This window comes from Zhongshania marina (genome assembly GCF_002915595.1).
Classification (GTDB): domain Bacteria; phylum Pseudomonadota; class Gammaproteobacteria; order Pseudomonadales; family Spongiibacteraceae; genus Spongiibacter; species Spongiibacter marinus_B.
In genome coordinates, this window is record NZ_PQGG01000009.1 from 1 (window position 1) to 15,382 (window position 15,382).

A 15,382-nucleotide genomic window follows, 5' to 3' on the forward strand; every position below is an offset into this window, starting at 1 on the left:
GTAAGCGCTCAATAAACCCCATCTAATAATTTCGTCGCGGTAGATTTACTCTTCAGTTTTAAGCTGAGGAGTCGTCCATGAACACAATCAACAAAACACAATTCTGGCAAGACCACGTCTCTGCTTGGCAAGGCAGCAACCTATCTCAAGCTGCGTATTGCAAGCAGCATGAGATCAAGTTTCACAACTTTGCTTATTGGCGTAATCGGCTGAGCCCCGCAAAAGAACCGGCTGCGAAATTAATGAAGCTGGGCGGTATGCCGACCTCATCTCGTATGATCATGAATTTGCCGCTGGGCGTTCGATTGGAATTATCCGCCAACGATTTGCCTGTTGTCTTGCCCGTGGTACTACATATCCTGCGGGAGTCGAACTGATGCTGCGGCCGACCTCCCATGTTGAGGTCTATTTGTACATGGCTCCGGTGGATATGCGCAAGTCCATCAACGGATTGGCCGCGCTGGTTGAAACCGAGCTGGCGCTCTCGCCGATGATGGAGGTGCTATTTGTATTTTGTAATCGTGGCCGGGATAAAATCAAACTTCTGTATTGGGAGCGAAACGGTTTTGTGGTCTGGTATAAGCGCCTAGAAAAGCAGCGCTTTAAATGGCCTCGCCAATGCGAATCCGGCTATGAATTACGCGATGGTCGCGACTTAAACTTTTTGCTTGATGGCTTGGATATTTGGCGCAATAAACCGCATGAAACCTTGTATTTTGATTCGGTTAGCTGACTCACTTTTGATATAATACACAGCATGACACCGCCTCCCACCAACACACTTCCCGATGATATTTCTGCACTCAAAGCTTTGCTGTTTGAGAAAGAACTTCGCCTCAATGAGAAGGATAAACGCATCTCGTTACTCGAAGAGCAAGTGCGTTTACTCAGGCATAAACGCTTTGCGGCCAGTAGCGAGAAGTCGGACGAACAGGCCGAGCTGTTTAATGAAGCCGAAGCGGCTGAGCCTGCTTCTGAAGACGACCTTAGCGAAAACACGGATGACGCCGAAACCGAAACGATCCAATACGAGCGTCGCAAATCTCGTGGTCGTAAATCGTTGCCTGCTGACTTGCCTCGCGTCCGTATCGAACATGACCTGTCTGATGTAGAGAAAGTCTGTGACTGCGGTTGTGCGCTAACGCATATTGGCGAAGACACCAGCGAGCAGTTGGATATCATTCCCGCAACCGTCCAAGTCTTAGTACACGCCCGACTGAAATACGCCTGCAAAGCGTGTGAGTCGACAGTATGTACCGCCGCATTACCCGCACAGCCCATTCCAAAGAGCAATGCGAGCCCAGGCCTACTGGCGTATATCGCTACCGCGAAATACCAAGATGCGCTGCCGCTGCACCGCCAAGAAGCCATCTTCAAACGGATGGAAATTGATATCCCCCGCAACACCCTCGCGAATTGGATGATGCGCAGCGGCGAATTGATCGCGCCACTCATCACCCAGCTTGATCACGAGCTTCGCCGAGGCAAAATCATCCAGTGCGACGAAACGCCGCTTCAGGTATTAAACGAACCGGACAGGCCCGCGAGTAGCCAATCGTATATGTGGGTCAGGCGTAGTGGCGCCCCAGATCACCCCATCGTGTTGTATGACTATGCGCCGAGTCGCGCTGGCAGCGTGGCGAAGAACTTACTCACGGGTTTTAGTGGTTATCTGCAAACCGATGACTATGCAGGCTACCATGCCGTCGGCCGCCAAGAAGATATTAGCCATGTGGGGTGCTGGGCACACGCACGCCGTAAATTCATTGATGCCCAAAAGGCGGCTATCTCCAAAGACAAAAAGACTACCCGCACCGGCAAGGCCGATGTGGCCATTAACTATATTGCCAAGCTGTATGCTATCGAAAAGCAGGCGAAGGACGCGAGCAGCGAAGCCCGTCACCAGCTGCGACAAGACAAAAGCGTTCCGATCCTCAATGCCCTTAGGGAGTGGTTGGACAAAACTTTACACAGTACCTTGCCCAAAGGCCTGCTGGGTACCGCACTGGGTTATCTCAATAAAAATTGGGAAAAGTTGATTCGATACACGGAAGATGGTGACGTGAATATTGATAACAACCTTGCCGAGAATGCCATCCGGCCTTTTGTTATAGGTCGCAAGAACTGGCTGTTTAGCGCAACGCCTAGAGGTGCTCATACCAGCGCCGCTATTTATAGTTTAATCGAAACGGCAAAAGCCAATGGCCTTGAGCCTTACGTGTATTTGTGCAAAGTCTTTAATCAATTACCAAGTATGACAACAACCGAAGAATTACAGGCATTGTTGCCGTGGGCAAACGCCTAATACAGAAAAGTAGCAGGAAGGCAGTCGCCTTCTTGGCAACGCCATCCAATCCCTTGCTGCCCCTCATCCTTGAGATTACCTTCCATGCTGTAGACTCATCCAGAGCCTGTAGAAAACTATAGGTGCATTATCTGAGTTTGCAAATAATTAATTGGGCGGGGTTTGTTGAGCGCTTACTTACGAAACACTAAGCAACTATAGACAACATTCCTCTTCTTTCTCGATAAATATATCTTAAGACAAAGAAGATTGTAAAAATAAACTGCAGATAAAAGTCTATCGCCGGCACCCAAAACCCTACCTGCGCTTTTGATGATCACATTACCGTGGATTAGCTGACTAACCACAAGATAAGCTGTTTCTCCCTAGCCAGCAGCTAGGCCGTCTGGCCAACAAGACTCAAGCTTACGAATTCTATTGAGTGTGACGTACTATAGAAGGGATAATAAATTTCTTTAGCAAAAAATCAGCCTCTGCTTGCGTTGTTTTCACACGAACCACCATCATATAATGCACGGCGCTATACCACTTCATCAGCTGCTCATTACTGATTTCGGCATCAATACAACCTTTTAACCTAGCATCGTCGATCAACCCACCCCAAAAACTCAAATTGACTGATAGTGTTTTTTGAAAAATAGGTGACGAATCATCCATCATTTGTTGCTGAAACCAGTATACTCCTCCGCCATACATCAACTCATGCATTAGCGCATCTTTCCGCATCAGCTGGACAGAAAGCTTAAAACCTTGAAATAACGCAGTTTCGAAATCCAGTCCTTCAATACTTTTTTGAACCCTTGCATACTTTTCACTCACGGCATGCCGCTCAAATAATTCGGCGAACATAACATCTTTGCTCGAAAAGTAGCTGTACAAGGTACGTCGAGTGCAACCAGCCCGCTCAGCAATAACATCCATCGAAGCCTTAGCAAAGCCCTTGCTTACAATAATATCTTCTGCTGCACGGAGGATTTCTTCGCGACGTCGTTTTGCAGTTCTACTTAGCATGAATGAATAATCTTCTCTTACAGAAAGCGTACTATTGCCCCCTAGCCAAGGTGACAGAATACATCATTGACTGACATAGATATGTGGCTAGAAATTGATCTAGCCTAAGCAATGCTACCATAGAAATGATTCTGTGTAATTTTCACCCACTTGCACAACGAAAGACCAAGTCAGCCACTACTTCTTACATTTACACCATCAATTTGCTGATACTTTTGGCTAATAGACCCACTGGGAGATAGCGCTCAAAGCGGCAGACGATCCCATGAGGTAATTGCTAATGTTTCGCCCGAGGTTAAGACGCTTCCTGTGAACGCCTCAACAGCAGATGATTACGTCATAACTAAGTTTATGACGAAACAAGCGGATGAGAACGTCTACATGCCGCAGAAAAGACTCTGTCCAGAAGCATAAATTTCGACGTTATATCACCCACTCTTTTAGGAAAAACATTAGGTATCAGTCATAACGATAATCAACGCTAACACCATAAGCCGAGGGCATCCCTGTATACCTACCGACAACATCCGCAATTTGATACACATTAATTGCCTGAAATTCATCGGTAATATTACGACCCCACACACTGAGCATCCAACGCTCATCTGCAGTACCCAACCTAGCACGCAGATTAAAAATACCATAGCTATCAAGCTCATAAAGCGCATTTTCTTCTAGAGTTGCATTAGAATCATCGCTGTAGCTGTAATCTAGAGAAAACCCAGCCACATAAGATTGAGCTATCGGAAAGCTATAGTCCGCAAGTAGGTTATACTGAATTTCCGGCGAATAATTAAATGGCTGCCCTGCAAAATCTGCCGGCTGGCCATTGATATCTAAGCTCTCAAACTCCTTAATTTCAGTCTCTATCCAACTAGCCGCGGCACTTAAAAAAAGACCATCCAACGGCGTTATGCTTAAGCTAAATTCCGCGCCGCGCACTTTAGATTTGGGCGCGTTTTGAAGAATCGGCAATGGACCAAAAAAAGGATCGTCAACACGAGTTAGCAACTGCTTATCAATGTAGGAATAATCAAAAACAGCGCCATTCAATTGCATTGAACCTTCAAGCATTGTCGCTTTCGCACCTAGCTCCCAAGCAGACAACTCTTCCTGGGTCACAGGTTTAAATTGAGATTGATTTGACGCAGGTAACAAAGGGAAGCCACCGGATTTAGTACCCCGCGAGTACGACATGTAGTACAAGACATCATCATTAGGAGTCCAGTTTAAAGTGACGCGACCCGACAAGCTATCCTCCTTAAGCTCACCACGGAAAATGTCGTTACCTCCGTTCTCATCAAGCGTAAAACATTCACCCCGCCCAATGAGGGTTACATTGCCACGAGTCAATGCAACTGCAGTCAACAATGGCGCCAGCCCTGTACCCTCACTAGTAGGCTCATCGAAGGAGCACCCTTGGAACTCGCTCTTCTCATTATTGTAACGAGCACCCGCAATTAACTTAAATGTATCGGAGATATACCACTCAACATTACCAAAAATAGAAGCCTGCTCTGCCTTAGACTCTCCAGCAACGCCAACCTCGGTAAACACCGAAACCAAACCTAAAATTGGAAATGCTGAACTAACATCGCGATCGAAAGCACGATTATGTTGATCCCCCTCGTCAAAAGACAAATTCACACCCGCCATCCAGTCAATACCCTGACCATCCGACACAGACAAGCGCAACTCCTGAGAAATCGTTTGCAAGCTCGCATCAATAATATAGTCACTTACCAGCGCATCTAATCCTGCCGGCAAAACCGAGCCGTCTGACTTTGCCTGAGCAAAAGAACTAATACTAACCAGCTCAGCACTATCACTTAGTGCCCATTTAGCGTGGAGCGTGGTGGAATAAAAGCTATCGTTGAGCCGAAGATCTAACTCTGTCGTCCAGTCTGCAGCCTTGTTATCACTAGTGTTCCGATCCACCAATTCAGCATTCTGTACCCTTGGCGACTGAACTGCACCGCCAGTAAATGGGTTTTGTGGAATCACCGCGATCGCCTGTGGAGACTGGGGCTCGCTTTTATCGGCCCAAGCACTAACAGAAAACATAAATGAGAGATTATCAGTAGCATCCCAATTGAGCATACCGCGCAAAGAGTATTTATCGACCTCTCCTAAAGTATCGCCGGGGCGAGATACACTCTCCTGCCACCCCTCATCTGACTGTATAGTGCGAGCAGCAATGCGCGCACCAAGCGTATCAGTCACCGGCCCTGATACCATACCCTCTAGCTCGTAGGTCGAAAATGAGCCGTATGTCGCGCTAGCAGCTGCCTCTAAACTGTCTCCAGGCTTATTAGATATATAGTTAATAGCTCCACCAGTAGTATTTCTCCCAAATAATGTACCTTGTGGCCCCTTTAACACCTCAACCCGCTCTACATCTACGTTAGGCCCCTTACTCATAAATGAGAATGGCAAAGGCGCCTCGTCTACGTAAACACTAACGGTCGGCGACGCAAAAAAACTCTGATCATTAAAGCCTACGCCCCGCAATGTATAAACCGGCGTACCCACCCCACTCTTAGAAAACGTAAAACCCGGTGTAACCTTCCCTATATCTCTCGTATCAGTAATACCTAGGGTTTTCATTTTCTCACCACTGATCGCAGTAATAGTAATCGGTACATCATTAACTGATTCACTGCGCTTTTGGGCAGTAACAACAACCTCCTCTAAAACCCTTCTATTATCGCCACGATCAGCATGTGTGTAAGAAACTCCAAAACCAATAGATATCACCAAAAATACAAGAAATCTATTCATTACAACCTCCATCAATTTATTGTTATTTATCAAAGAAAAAATTATCTAGGAAAGGCGACCTCCATAATGTCACCCCCAATATTGATTAAAATAGATGCAACTACGATATAAAAAACTCTGCATCTAATGATATACGCTACTACCAAACTGATTTACACAAATCACTTAGAGTCAGGTCGCACAACGAAAGACTTACCAAATAAATTTATGGTACTAGCAATCCCAATTACTACTGTAAGTGCTGCTAGGTGAAGTAATATCGTATCTTGTAACTCCTCGATCTGCCTTACAGAAAGATACACAATTCCGCTACCAAATAACCCCATAGCAAATGCCCCGGGGATAACTGGCACCAAAGACAGCGACTCAATTCGACCCTTCACCTTTGGAAGTACACGATAAATAATAATGCCACCGACCAATGCAGACATCGCGTTGGTAAATCCTAAAAATATGGGATATCCAAACATGACGAATGGCTGATTTCCTTGATATTCATACACTCCCAAAACACTGATATAGGATATTTCGGAAACGATAGCCATCGCCACTATTTGCCAATACATACGCCATACGGTACTCATTGCAGGCTGCGCCTGTAATGCACGAACAACGTAGACAGCGGCTCCCCCATAAAAAGCGAGATATGCAGGAGGAAGCCAAATAGGCTGAGCACTATCAAACGTTGTATATAGGTGCCACTGGCCCTTCTCAAAGAAATATAAGCCATATAAGTTGTCGAACAAAGGCTCCATTAAACACGTAATCAATCCACTTATTAAAACCAACAAAGGCCACGCTACTTTTTCTTTCAAACAAAGCCTTACAACCAAAATAAGAACAATTGCGGCAAGCCCAAACGTTAAGGTGGTGGCAACGAGCTGCCCCATCTCACTCACGGGAATATTTGCACTAGAATTTATAGCTTGTAGCGTCATGTCACGCTCCTTATGTTAAAAGTGTTTCTGGACGATGATCCGCAATAACTTCCAAATAACGACGCGCTAATTCAGTAACCACCGGCTCAGGTTGTAGATTCAATGGAGTGAGCGCCCATACAAACCCATGTAAAGTATGTTTCCGATATTCAAGCCAAGCCATTTCCTCGTCCAACAGAGGTCCGCCGCGCGATGCTAACGTGTCAATATAATGCCGCAGTAAATCCCGCTCATTTTCTCTACGGACTTCTGGTGATAGGGCGCCACCGATGAAATAAGCCACATCAGACGCCCAAGGCGCTAGGCAAACACCTTGCCAATCTAAGAATGCAGGATTTGATTGATTATCAATATATGTTTGCCCAACATGCGCATCGCCATGACTCAACGTCAGTTCAGCCTGATCTGCATCAGCCCAAAGCTGATGGTAAGCAGATCGAACCAACGCGGGGTCTTGAAGACGTTCAGGCAAAGCCGGAATAATATCTCTTCCGGTAAGATCAAAAAACAACTCATCAGTAAGCAAAGTATCTAATGCCTGACGAACCGCGCGGCACCCAACAGGCAACCAATCATATTGAGGGGCTTTCGTTCCCCATGCCGAAGCTTGCCACGAAGCCATGACCTCCAAAGCTTTAGATACCATATCTAAGCCTAGCCCCTCCTGAGCCTCAGGAAAATATACTCCCCTCTCCGTCATATCCTCCAAAATTAGAATACTTTGATCTACTTCGACTTCAGCAGAAAAGCAGCGCGGCAACGGTATGGACAGAGTCGGTGCAATATCCCTAAAAAAATTACCCTCCAACTCATAGGCAGCACCTAAATTAAAATTTCTAGCTCCCTCATCAAACCCACCTTTAATACATAATTTTGATGTTATCTTATGACTGTCCTTTCCCGAATACTCGGCCGTAATAAATACCTTAGTTGCAGTGCCCCAGATAACTCTCGTCTGTTCCAGGCTTTCCACCTTCACACTAATACCCGATCTGTTAAGCGCTCCCTCCAACCACTCAGCTGTAAGACCACTAATATCTCGCGGTAATTCTTTCATTGGCTCATCAATCCTTCACATTAAATAAAAGGCGAACTGGCTTCTGCAAAATATTTTTTACCAACAAAGACTAAGAATTGATTATATTAATAATCTACCTAAACGCTAAATCTCAGCCCCAGATATTAAATACATTGGAAAAATGAAACTTCGCAGAAATATATATTTACTGCCCGCCAAATTAAAATTCACCATGATCCACCTCAAAAAACTGAAGAAGGCCATGGCGAATATCGAGTGTAATTACTACTTTTTCTGTAAACTTCCCCTAACCATCAAAATTCATAGCTAAGTTCTACACCAAAGGTTCTAGGCGGCGCGGGCTCATAGTTATCTGCCACTTCCTGTTCTAAAACAAAGCTAGCGTACTCTTCATCAGTTAAGTTATTCCCGTACAAACGCACACCAATAGTTCTATCCGAGTTATACCACGCAGCGAATGCATTGACTGTTTGATAAGAGTCCTGTTTGATTCTCCCGGAAGGCTCCCAGCTAAAACCGTCATTGTAGTAATAGTTGGCTCCAAGAACGAATGGCCCAATATCATAGGTAGCACCTACATTAGCGGTTACCTCCGGAGATCGAGCCAAATCATTGCCTGACAAATCTGTCACCACCAACTCATTGCCACCTAAACCGGTTGAACTGGGAACATAGACAGGCGCATTTTTAAACTTTGCATACTCGCTCTTTACATACGACAAACCACCCATTACCTGCAGCTGGGAAGACACATTACCCACAAAATCGAACTCTAACCCAGAAACATCAGCCTCCGCTGCATTCACAGTCACTAGCGATCCAGCCTCAATGCGTGAAACCTGCATATCAGTATAATCATACGCAAACGCAGCAAAATTAAACTGCAAACGGTTATCCAAAACCTGAGCCTTAACGCCAAGCTCAAATGAATCAATAAATTCCGGATCAACCGGCACCTGACCAGGAGCAGCACTTACGTTGTAATTACCACTCTTAAACCCGCGTGAAAGACTGGCATATGCCAATGTAGATTCACCAAAATCTTGATCCAATACCACACGCCACGTTGGCTCAGACCAGCTCTCCTCATCTGAGCTAGATAACGCAAATGCGCCACCACTATAAAAGTCTTGAGTGATTCCACGTTCATCCTTGGTAAATCTAGCGCCCAATGTCAACCGTGTACTATCTCTTAAACTATAGACAACCTCACCAAAAGCAGCGTATGAACGAGTATCAATTTCCGCAACAATCCTCTGACTAGGGGAAACAACAGCGCCGGAAATACCTAGACCACGCCCCACCATACCGGAGGTATCATCATACAAATAAAGACCTGCTACCCAATTGAAACGATCACCTAAATATGAAAACTGAAATTCCTGTGACGTTGTATCATAGCCCTGCTTATTAATATCAATATGAATTAATTCTAGAGCCGAAGCAGATTGCTCAAAATCACTAGACACACTTGACTCACGCCAAGCTGTAATACTTTTAAAATCGACATTACCTAAGCTTCGAGTATATGTAGCAGTAAAACCTCGGGTTGTAGATAAACTCTCCCCCAAATACGCACTATAGCTATCCTGCCAATCATCCGGCGCTTTTGTAGCCTGATCTTGGGCAATAGGTACACAGGTACCCGCTTGATTTGCCGTCGGCGCAGCTGGATCACCACCCATGCCAGCAACACAACCTGCAAAAATCACTTGACCATCAAAAGCAACCGAGCCTGGATAAACTGCGTTATACATACCCACACTGCTTGAACGCTTGGCGTAATCACCAGCTAAAAGTAACGAAGAATCCTCTGATAGATCAAAGAGCAAACTTACCCGCGCGCCTTTTTCGGTAGACTTATTAACATCGGTATTCAATGTTAGGTTTTCGCCATATCCGTCATTCTGATCTGAGTACACAAGTGCAATATCACCTGCGACACCGTCAAAAAGGCCGTTAGTTGCGTAAAGTTTAGAACCAAAGGTTTGATAATTCTCAGCCTTAACCGACCCCTTTATATAAGGTGTATCACTAGGTGTTTTCGATATAATTTGAAGCAAACCACCTGTGGCGTTACGGCCAAATAAAGTACCTTGAGGCCCTTTCAAAACCTCAACGCGCTCAATGTTGTTGAACGAAAATGCCGTAACATTTGGGTTTGCCTGATATACACCATCTATATATACGGCAACATTAGACTCTTGACCAACAGATGCATCTGGCGAACCTACACCGCGAATGTAGGGTGTAACAGCTTGCAACTGTCCCGTCATATTTAGCCCTGGCGTCACAGAGCCCAAATTCTGAATATTATCAACACCAGAGTCCTTCAACGTATTCTCGGAAAACGCCTGAATAGAAATAGGAACGTCTTGTAAGTTTTGCTCTCGCCTTTGCGCCGATACAACAACCTCCTCTATTGCAAGCGACTTATTATCCTGCGCAAATGCCACACTTGGCAGCATAGTAAACGTTGCCGCTATCGGCAGCATTAACGCACTCTTACTGCTCTTATTTAAGTACCACATATAATCTATTCTCTCGTTATATTATCTTAAAAATATTACTCACAAAATTTGCAAATAACTCATCGACAAAACATACAAATGACAACGTACAACCTAAAAAACACAACCGTCTCGTCTATTCAGACGATATTAGAAACATAAACAGGAAGGACTTTTTGCAACATCACCAATCATAAACTTTATTAAAATTATTTAGTAAAAATAGTTATTCAATAAAACACTCACCTTACCCGATCAGGTAATACAAAATTGAGATTAAAAATCATATAACCTCACTAAAAACGAGTAAATTCGAATAGCCCTACAATACTTTCGAATTACGTATCCCCCCTTTTGATAAGCCAAACGGGAAATCTCAATTCAAAATATCGTCCATTACGACGATCCCCTTACTTAGCACAAGAACAACAATAGGCTCAAATATTTCACAATAGGATGATTTGTGCAACTAAATTATGAATTCGAACTGCAAAAACACAGATCACAGGCTCCCCACCTCTATACTCTATAGATGGCGTAATCGTAAAATTTAGACAGAGGAACACTTACAAATGAAAATAAAAGACACTAAATTGATATATTGCGCATTAGCGGCTGGCGCATTAAGCGGCCAACTTTACGCCGCACCCGTGCTAGAAGAAATAGTAGTCACAGCCCAAAAGCGTTCAGAATCCGTTAACGATGTCCCAATAGCCATTAGCGCTTTTACAGGCAATCGCCTAAATGAACTCGGCGTAACTGACACCCGCGATTTAGGGAATTTGATTCCTGGATTAACCTATTCAGATAGCGGCTACTCAACTCCAATCTATACACTCCGCGGCATCGGATTCAATGACGCCACATATAACGCCACCTCCACTGTGGGTATATATGTTGATGAAGTTAACCTGCCCTACGCGGTAATGTCTAAAGGCGCGAATCTGGATATCGAGCGAGTTGAAGTCTTAAAAGGACCACAAGGGATACTATATGGCCGCAATACCACAGGCGGCCTAATTAACTACGTATCAAACAAACCTAGCCAAGAGTTTGAGGCGGGAATTAGCGCGGGCTATTCATCTTATAATACCTATGAATCGGAAGGGTATATTAGTGGCCCACTCACTGATAACTTAGCTGGACGACTAGCGGTACGCGGCATTTATTCAGACGAGGGGTGGCAGTACAGCCTCACAAGACCTAACGATGAATTGGGTGAAAAGAACAAATTTTCATACCGTGGCGCACTCGAATGGAGCCCAGCAGAAACATTAGAAATGCGCTTAGTGGCGGAAGGCTGGCGCGACAAAAGTGACCCACAGGCACCCCAACCCATCGGCGTAGTACCTCAAAACGCAACAATTGGAGCAGCGGCAATTTCACCAAGCATTAGCAGTCATCCACTTGTTGATGCAGATACCGACGACAACCGAGTTGCCGACTGGGATCCCGCATTCGAATGGCAACTCAATCAATACTTTGACCAAGTTTCATTAAAAACAAGATGGGACTTCTCTGCGGATTCTGCGCTGACCCTTATCCTCTCCCACGGCGAAGTAGGTGACGACAGCTCCTACCTTCCACAATCTGGTTATTCGGTATCTAATGCAGAGCAAATCCTAGACGCAAGTATTAAAACTACTGCATTAGAGGCACGCATCGACGGTATTTGGGGAAATGACATTGACTGGATGATTGGCGGCAACATCAGCCACGATGAAGGTTTCGAGGGACACACCTTGTTCGTCGATACCAATAGCGCGCTCTACCCTGTATTAGGCAACAACTTAATAGGAAGCCGGATTTACACATACGGTGATTTCAACGCTGATCAATATGCTATTTTCGCAAATACCAGCTGGCAGCTCAGTTCAACGTTTAAACTAGATGCAGGTGCGCGCTATACCATTGACGAACGCAGCTTCGAAGGATGCTCAACAGAACCCAATGACTCAACCGGGGTTGGAATTACCGCGCTCTTTAGTGCAGTTGCTGCAACGCGAGGAAGTATCAATCTCATCCAAAAAAATGAATGCGTTACTTTGGATGAAAACGGCGGGAATGATGTCGTTAAAAACAGCCTAAACGAAAATAATGTGTCATCTCGTATTGCGCTAAACTGGACACCAGCAGATGATATCTTAATTTATCTCTCAGCAAGTCGCGGTTTTAAATCCGGAGGCTTTCCAGTACTTAGCTCATCAGACCAGGCTCAATACGCTGCAGTAAAACAAGAAGAGCTGCTTGCCTACGAATTAGGTGCAAAGAATACCTTATGGGATAAACGCATCCAGCTAAACAGCGCCCTGTTTTACTACGACTACAGAGACAAGCAACTGCTGACTCGTATTCTTGATCCTATTTTTGGGCCTCTTCCAGTGTTACAAAACGCACCTAAATCTAAGGTACAGGGTGTAGAAATGGATATGACAGTTACGCCATTTGAAGGCTTACTCATGTCTCTAGCAGCTTCGTATATCGAGACAGAAATAGAAGAATTTGAAAGCACAGGCTTTGACGGACAACCAACAAATTTTGCCGGTCTACCTTTCAACTTTTCTCCAGAACTGGAATATACATTCTTAGTAGATTACTCATTTCCAATTAGCAGCAACATAGAACTAGGCTTTGCAGCCGACTATAGCTATACCGGCGAAACAAACTCAACTTTAGATCAAAACCCCTTGTTTGCCCATGACAGTTACAACTTAATCAATGCCCGCATTCGATTGGCATCACTAGATGAGCGCTGGAAAATCACACTCTTTGGACAAAACTTAACAGATGAGCTTAGTACTGTAAGTATTATTCAAGCTGGTGACGGTGCTGCTCGCTACACCGGTATGACGCGAGTATATGGCGTGTCTGCCAACTACAACTTCTTTTAATACCCTACCCAGGGCAAACCCTTAGCGCGAGAACGATAGTTCCGCGCTTTTTTAAGGCCTAACTAAGATTACGTTAAAATCGACCTGCTGAGTAATCGCAACACTGAAGTAACACGGGATTATTTTATCGAGAATACATTCAGAACATTTACACCAGTAGAGATAAAATATAGGGTCATCTAAAACAAGGACGTAATATCTCACCAATATGGGGACTCACACCGGAGCTCATCTCCACATATTTAGAAACACTAAGCAACTATAATTATATCTCTCTTCTTTCTCGATAAATATATCTTAAGACAAAGAAGATTGTAAAAATAAACTGCAAATAAAAGTCTATCGCCGGCACCCAAAATCCTACCATGCCATCCCAAGAAAATGGGCCCTCGTTGAAAAAGAAAATCACCTGTCCCGGTATAAACATAGTTACACCCCACAAACAGAAACATCCAAACCATCGGGGAAACAAAGGATCCTTACTTTTGTCTACAAAAGACACGACAGCGGTTACAGACATAAGCATGAGAGTGGGAGTAACAAACCCCAAAAACTCTAACCAAGACATATCGTTAAGAAACTGAACAACATAGGAAGGAGTGTCAGCCCTAAATACCGCAGTAATCCACCAAATCGCTGGGAAGGAAAAAGCAATTAAATTGAACCCCCCAGATGAGGCATAGGTTAAGGTTAATACTCCAACCTCGCCTTCCACCTTAGATATTAATTTGGCGGTAATTACTGTAAACAAAAAGTAGAACATCGCCGCGAACATAGTAAGCATCATCGCAAACTTAATAGCAGCCGAATTTCCAGATAGAATTTCCGCTATCTCATTTGCGGGAAGGCTTGCGGATGGGGGTGGAAAAAAACCCGCCACAACTATAAACGCAAATGACAGAATAACTACAAATGCAACCCCACTCCACCCATAAAATAGATGTATATTATTCTTCGTTATTTCGTTCATTTTCACCACCTGAAATTAATATTCGAAAATAAATTTGCAAAAATTAAATATAAGACAACAATACCGAAGAAGTCAGCACACACGAACCAACCATCCATACTCCACACATACCTAAAAGCTCTGGCTTCGAAGACTTAACTTCCATGAAGAACAATATAACCAAGCCTGTCTTCAAAAATGAAAGGAATATCATTACCACGCTATCTGCATCTGACTTAAGACTCTCATCCCCAGACAAACCTACATACCAAGACAATAATGTTAGGATTACCAAAAATAGCAATACGACTGTATTCTTACTGTAAATGTAATTTTTCATTTCCCTAGCCCTCAACTTAGCGGAAGCAAATACAATAGCGGGAACAGTATGATCCATAGTAAATCTACCATATGCCAATATGTGACAGCATTTTCAATGCCAACCGAGCCGATACCTTCGCCACCAACTACTTTTAATCTTATCCACGCGAATCCGACCACAAATATGCCTATTATTACATGCAGCAAGTGAATACCTGTCAGCACATAATAAAACATGAAGAATTCATTCGAGTACGGGGTAATCCCATAAGACAATTTCTCTGAATATTCAAAACCCTTCAACACTAAAAAGCTCAAACCACATAACATAGTCAAAAGCATAAAGCGTTTACACGCACGCAAACTGGATTTGTGCATTGCCATAGCTGCATTAGCTGCGAACCATGAGCTAAAAAGGAGAATTACGGTATTAATCATGCCGTAATGTAGATTAAGCTTCTTCATTGATTCATTAAACGAAAATACATCTTCATTTCTGTAATGCAAAAAAAGGCAGAACAGCATTGTAAAAACGAACATATCTGCCAGGACGAAAACCCAAACTCCTAGTTCTCCGGGGTTCCTTCTTTGTTCTTGTTTCAAAAATGTCGCTTGCGCTAACATACCTTATCCATCT

Annotated in this window: 12 protein-coding genes; 4 read left to right on the forward strand and 8 right to left on the reverse strand. The window is 44.1% G+C overall.

The window, feature by feature from the left end:
- Window positions 1-77 precede the first annotated feature (77 nt).
- The 3 genes from tnpA to tnpC are packed head-to-tail and all read left to right on the forward strand — an operon-like array spanning window position 78 to window position 2,305.
- Window positions 78-377: an IS66 family insertion sequence element accessory protein TnpA gene (gene tnpA / locus C0068_RS03690; protein ID WP_103682445.1), complete on the forward strand. Its 300-nt coding sequence runs from the start codon at window positions 78-80 to the stop codon at window positions 375-377.
- Window positions 377-733 (forward strand): IS66 family insertion sequence element accessory protein TnpB, encoded by a 357-nt coding sequence (gene tnpB / locus C0068_RS03695; RefSeq protein ID WP_103682444.1) that lies wholly within the window; start codon window positions 377-379, stop codon window positions 731-733. Before tnpA ends, tnpB begins: the two co-directional genes overlap by 1 nt.
- Window positions 734-757: 24 nt before the next feature.
- Window positions 758-2,305 carry an IS66 family transposase gene (gene tnpC / locus C0068_RS03700; protein ID WP_103682443.1) on the forward strand — a complete coding sequence of 516 codons (1,548 nt, stop codon included), beginning with the start codon at window positions 758-760 and terminating at the stop codon, window positions 2,303-2,305.
- A gap of 414 nt (window positions 2,306-2,719) precedes the next feature.
- On the opposite strand, the gene C0068_RS03705 is transcribed toward tnpC, so the two are convergent.
- From C0068_RS03705 to C0068_RS03725, 5 genes are all read right to left on the reverse strand, one after another.
- Window positions 2,720-3,316, reverse strand: a complete 597-nt coding sequence (locus C0068_RS03705; RefSeq protein ID WP_103683155.1) for a TetR/AcrR family transcriptional regulator — start codon at window positions 3,314-3,316, stop codon at window positions 2,720-2,722.
- Between the two features lie 459 nt (window positions 3,317-3,775).
- A complete protein-coding gene (locus tag C0068_RS03710) occupies window positions 3,776-6,097 on the reverse strand; it encodes a TonB-dependent receptor (protein WP_158249905.1) in 2,322 nt (773 codons plus the stop codon).
- 161 nt (window positions 6,098-6,258) lie between these two features.
- Entirely contained in the window at window positions 6,259-7,035 is a 777-nt protein-coding gene (locus tag C0068_RS03715; RefSeq protein WP_199176102.1) for a hypothetical protein, read from the reverse strand.
- A gap of 10 nt (window positions 7,036-7,045) precedes the next feature.
- Complete coding sequence (locus C0068_RS03720; RefSeq protein ID WP_103683157.1) at window positions 7,046-8,092, reverse strand: phosphotransferase; 1,047 nt, start codon at window positions 8,090-8,092, stop codon at window positions 7,046-7,048.
- Window positions 8,093-8,367: 275 nt separating this feature from the next.
- Complete coding sequence (locus C0068_RS03725; protein WP_103683158.1) at window positions 8,368-10,605, reverse strand: TonB-dependent receptor; 2,238 nt, start codon at window positions 10,603-10,605, stop codon at window positions 8,368-8,370.
- Between the two features lie 551 nt (window positions 10,606-11,156).
- Here C0068_RS03725 and C0068_RS03730 point away from each other — a divergent pair.
- Window positions 11,157-13,475: a TonB-dependent receptor gene (locus C0068_RS03730; RefSeq protein WP_103683159.1), complete on the forward strand. Its 2,319-nt coding sequence runs from the start codon at window positions 11,157-11,159 to the stop codon at window positions 13,473-13,475.
- A 265-nt stretch (window positions 13,476-13,740) separates the two neighbouring features.
- Here C0068_RS03730 and C0068_RS03735 read toward each other — a convergent pair whose 3' ends face one another.
- Genes C0068_RS03735 through C0068_RS03745 form a run of 3 tightly spaced genes read right to left on the reverse strand, consistent with a single transcriptional unit; the run spans window position 13,741 to window position 15,369 of the window.
- Window positions 13,741-14,445 (reverse strand): hypothetical protein, encoded by a 705-nt coding sequence (locus tag C0068_RS03735; protein ID WP_103683160.1) that lies wholly within the window; start codon window positions 14,443-14,445, stop codon window positions 13,741-13,743.
- Between the two features lie 43 nt (window positions 14,446-14,488).
- Window positions 14,489-14,821 (reverse strand): cytochrome C oxidase subunit IV family protein, encoded by a 333-nt coding sequence (locus C0068_RS19845; protein ID WP_103683161.1) that lies wholly within the window; start codon window positions 14,819-14,821, stop codon window positions 14,489-14,491.
- Complete coding sequence (locus tag C0068_RS03745; protein ID WP_103683162.1) at window positions 14,776-15,369, reverse strand: cytochrome c oxidase subunit 3; 594 nt, start codon at window positions 15,367-15,369, stop codon at window positions 14,776-14,778. Before C0068_RS03745 ends, C0068_RS19845 begins: the two co-directional genes overlap by 46 nt.
- Window positions 15,370-15,382 lie beyond the last annotated feature (13 nt).

Coding starts and splice junctions, on each gene's coding strand:
- C0068_RS03735 (WP_103683160.1), bottom strand. CDS start 14,445: ATGAACGAAATAACGAAGAATAATATACATCTATTTTATGGGTGGAGT.
- tnpA (WP_103682445.1), top strand. CDS start 78: ATGAACACAATCAACAAAACACAATTCTGGCAAGACCACGTCTCTGCT.
- C0068_RS03720 (WP_103683157.1), bottom strand. CDS start 8,092: ATGAAAGAATTACCGCGAGATATTAGTGGTCTTACAGCTGAGTGGTTG.
- C0068_RS03745 (WP_103683162.1), bottom strand. CDS start 15,369: ATGTTAGCGCAAGCGACATTTTTGAAACAAGAACAAAGAAGGAACCCC.
- C0068_RS03715 (WP_199176102.1), bottom strand. CDS start 7,035: ATGACGCTACAAGCTATAAATTCTAGTGCAAATATTCCCGTGAGTGAG.
- C0068_RS03730 (WP_103683159.1), top strand. CDS start 11,157: ATGAAAATAAAAGACACTAAATTGATATATTGCGCATTAGCGGCTGGC.
- C0068_RS19845 (WP_103683161.1), bottom strand. CDS start 14,821: ATGGATCATACTGTTCCCGCTATTGTATTTGCTTCCGCTAAGTTGAGG.
- tnpB (WP_103682444.1), top strand. CDS start 377: ATGCTGCGGCCGACCTCCCATGTTGAGGTCTATTTGTACATGGCTCCG.
- tnpC (WP_103682443.1), top strand. CDS start 758: ATGACACCGCCTCCCACCAACACACTTCCCGATGATATTTCTGCACTC.
- C0068_RS03725 (WP_103683158.1), bottom strand. CDS start 10,605: ATGTGGTACTTAAATAAGAGCAGTAAGAGTGCGTTAATGCTGCCGATA.
- C0068_RS03705 (WP_103683155.1), bottom strand. CDS start 3,316: ATGCTAAGTAGAACTGCAAAACGACGTCGCGAAGAAATCCTCCGTGCA.
- C0068_RS03710 (WP_158249905.1), bottom strand. CDS start 6,097: ATGAATAGATTTCTTGTATTTTTGGTGATATCTATTGGTTTTGGAGTT.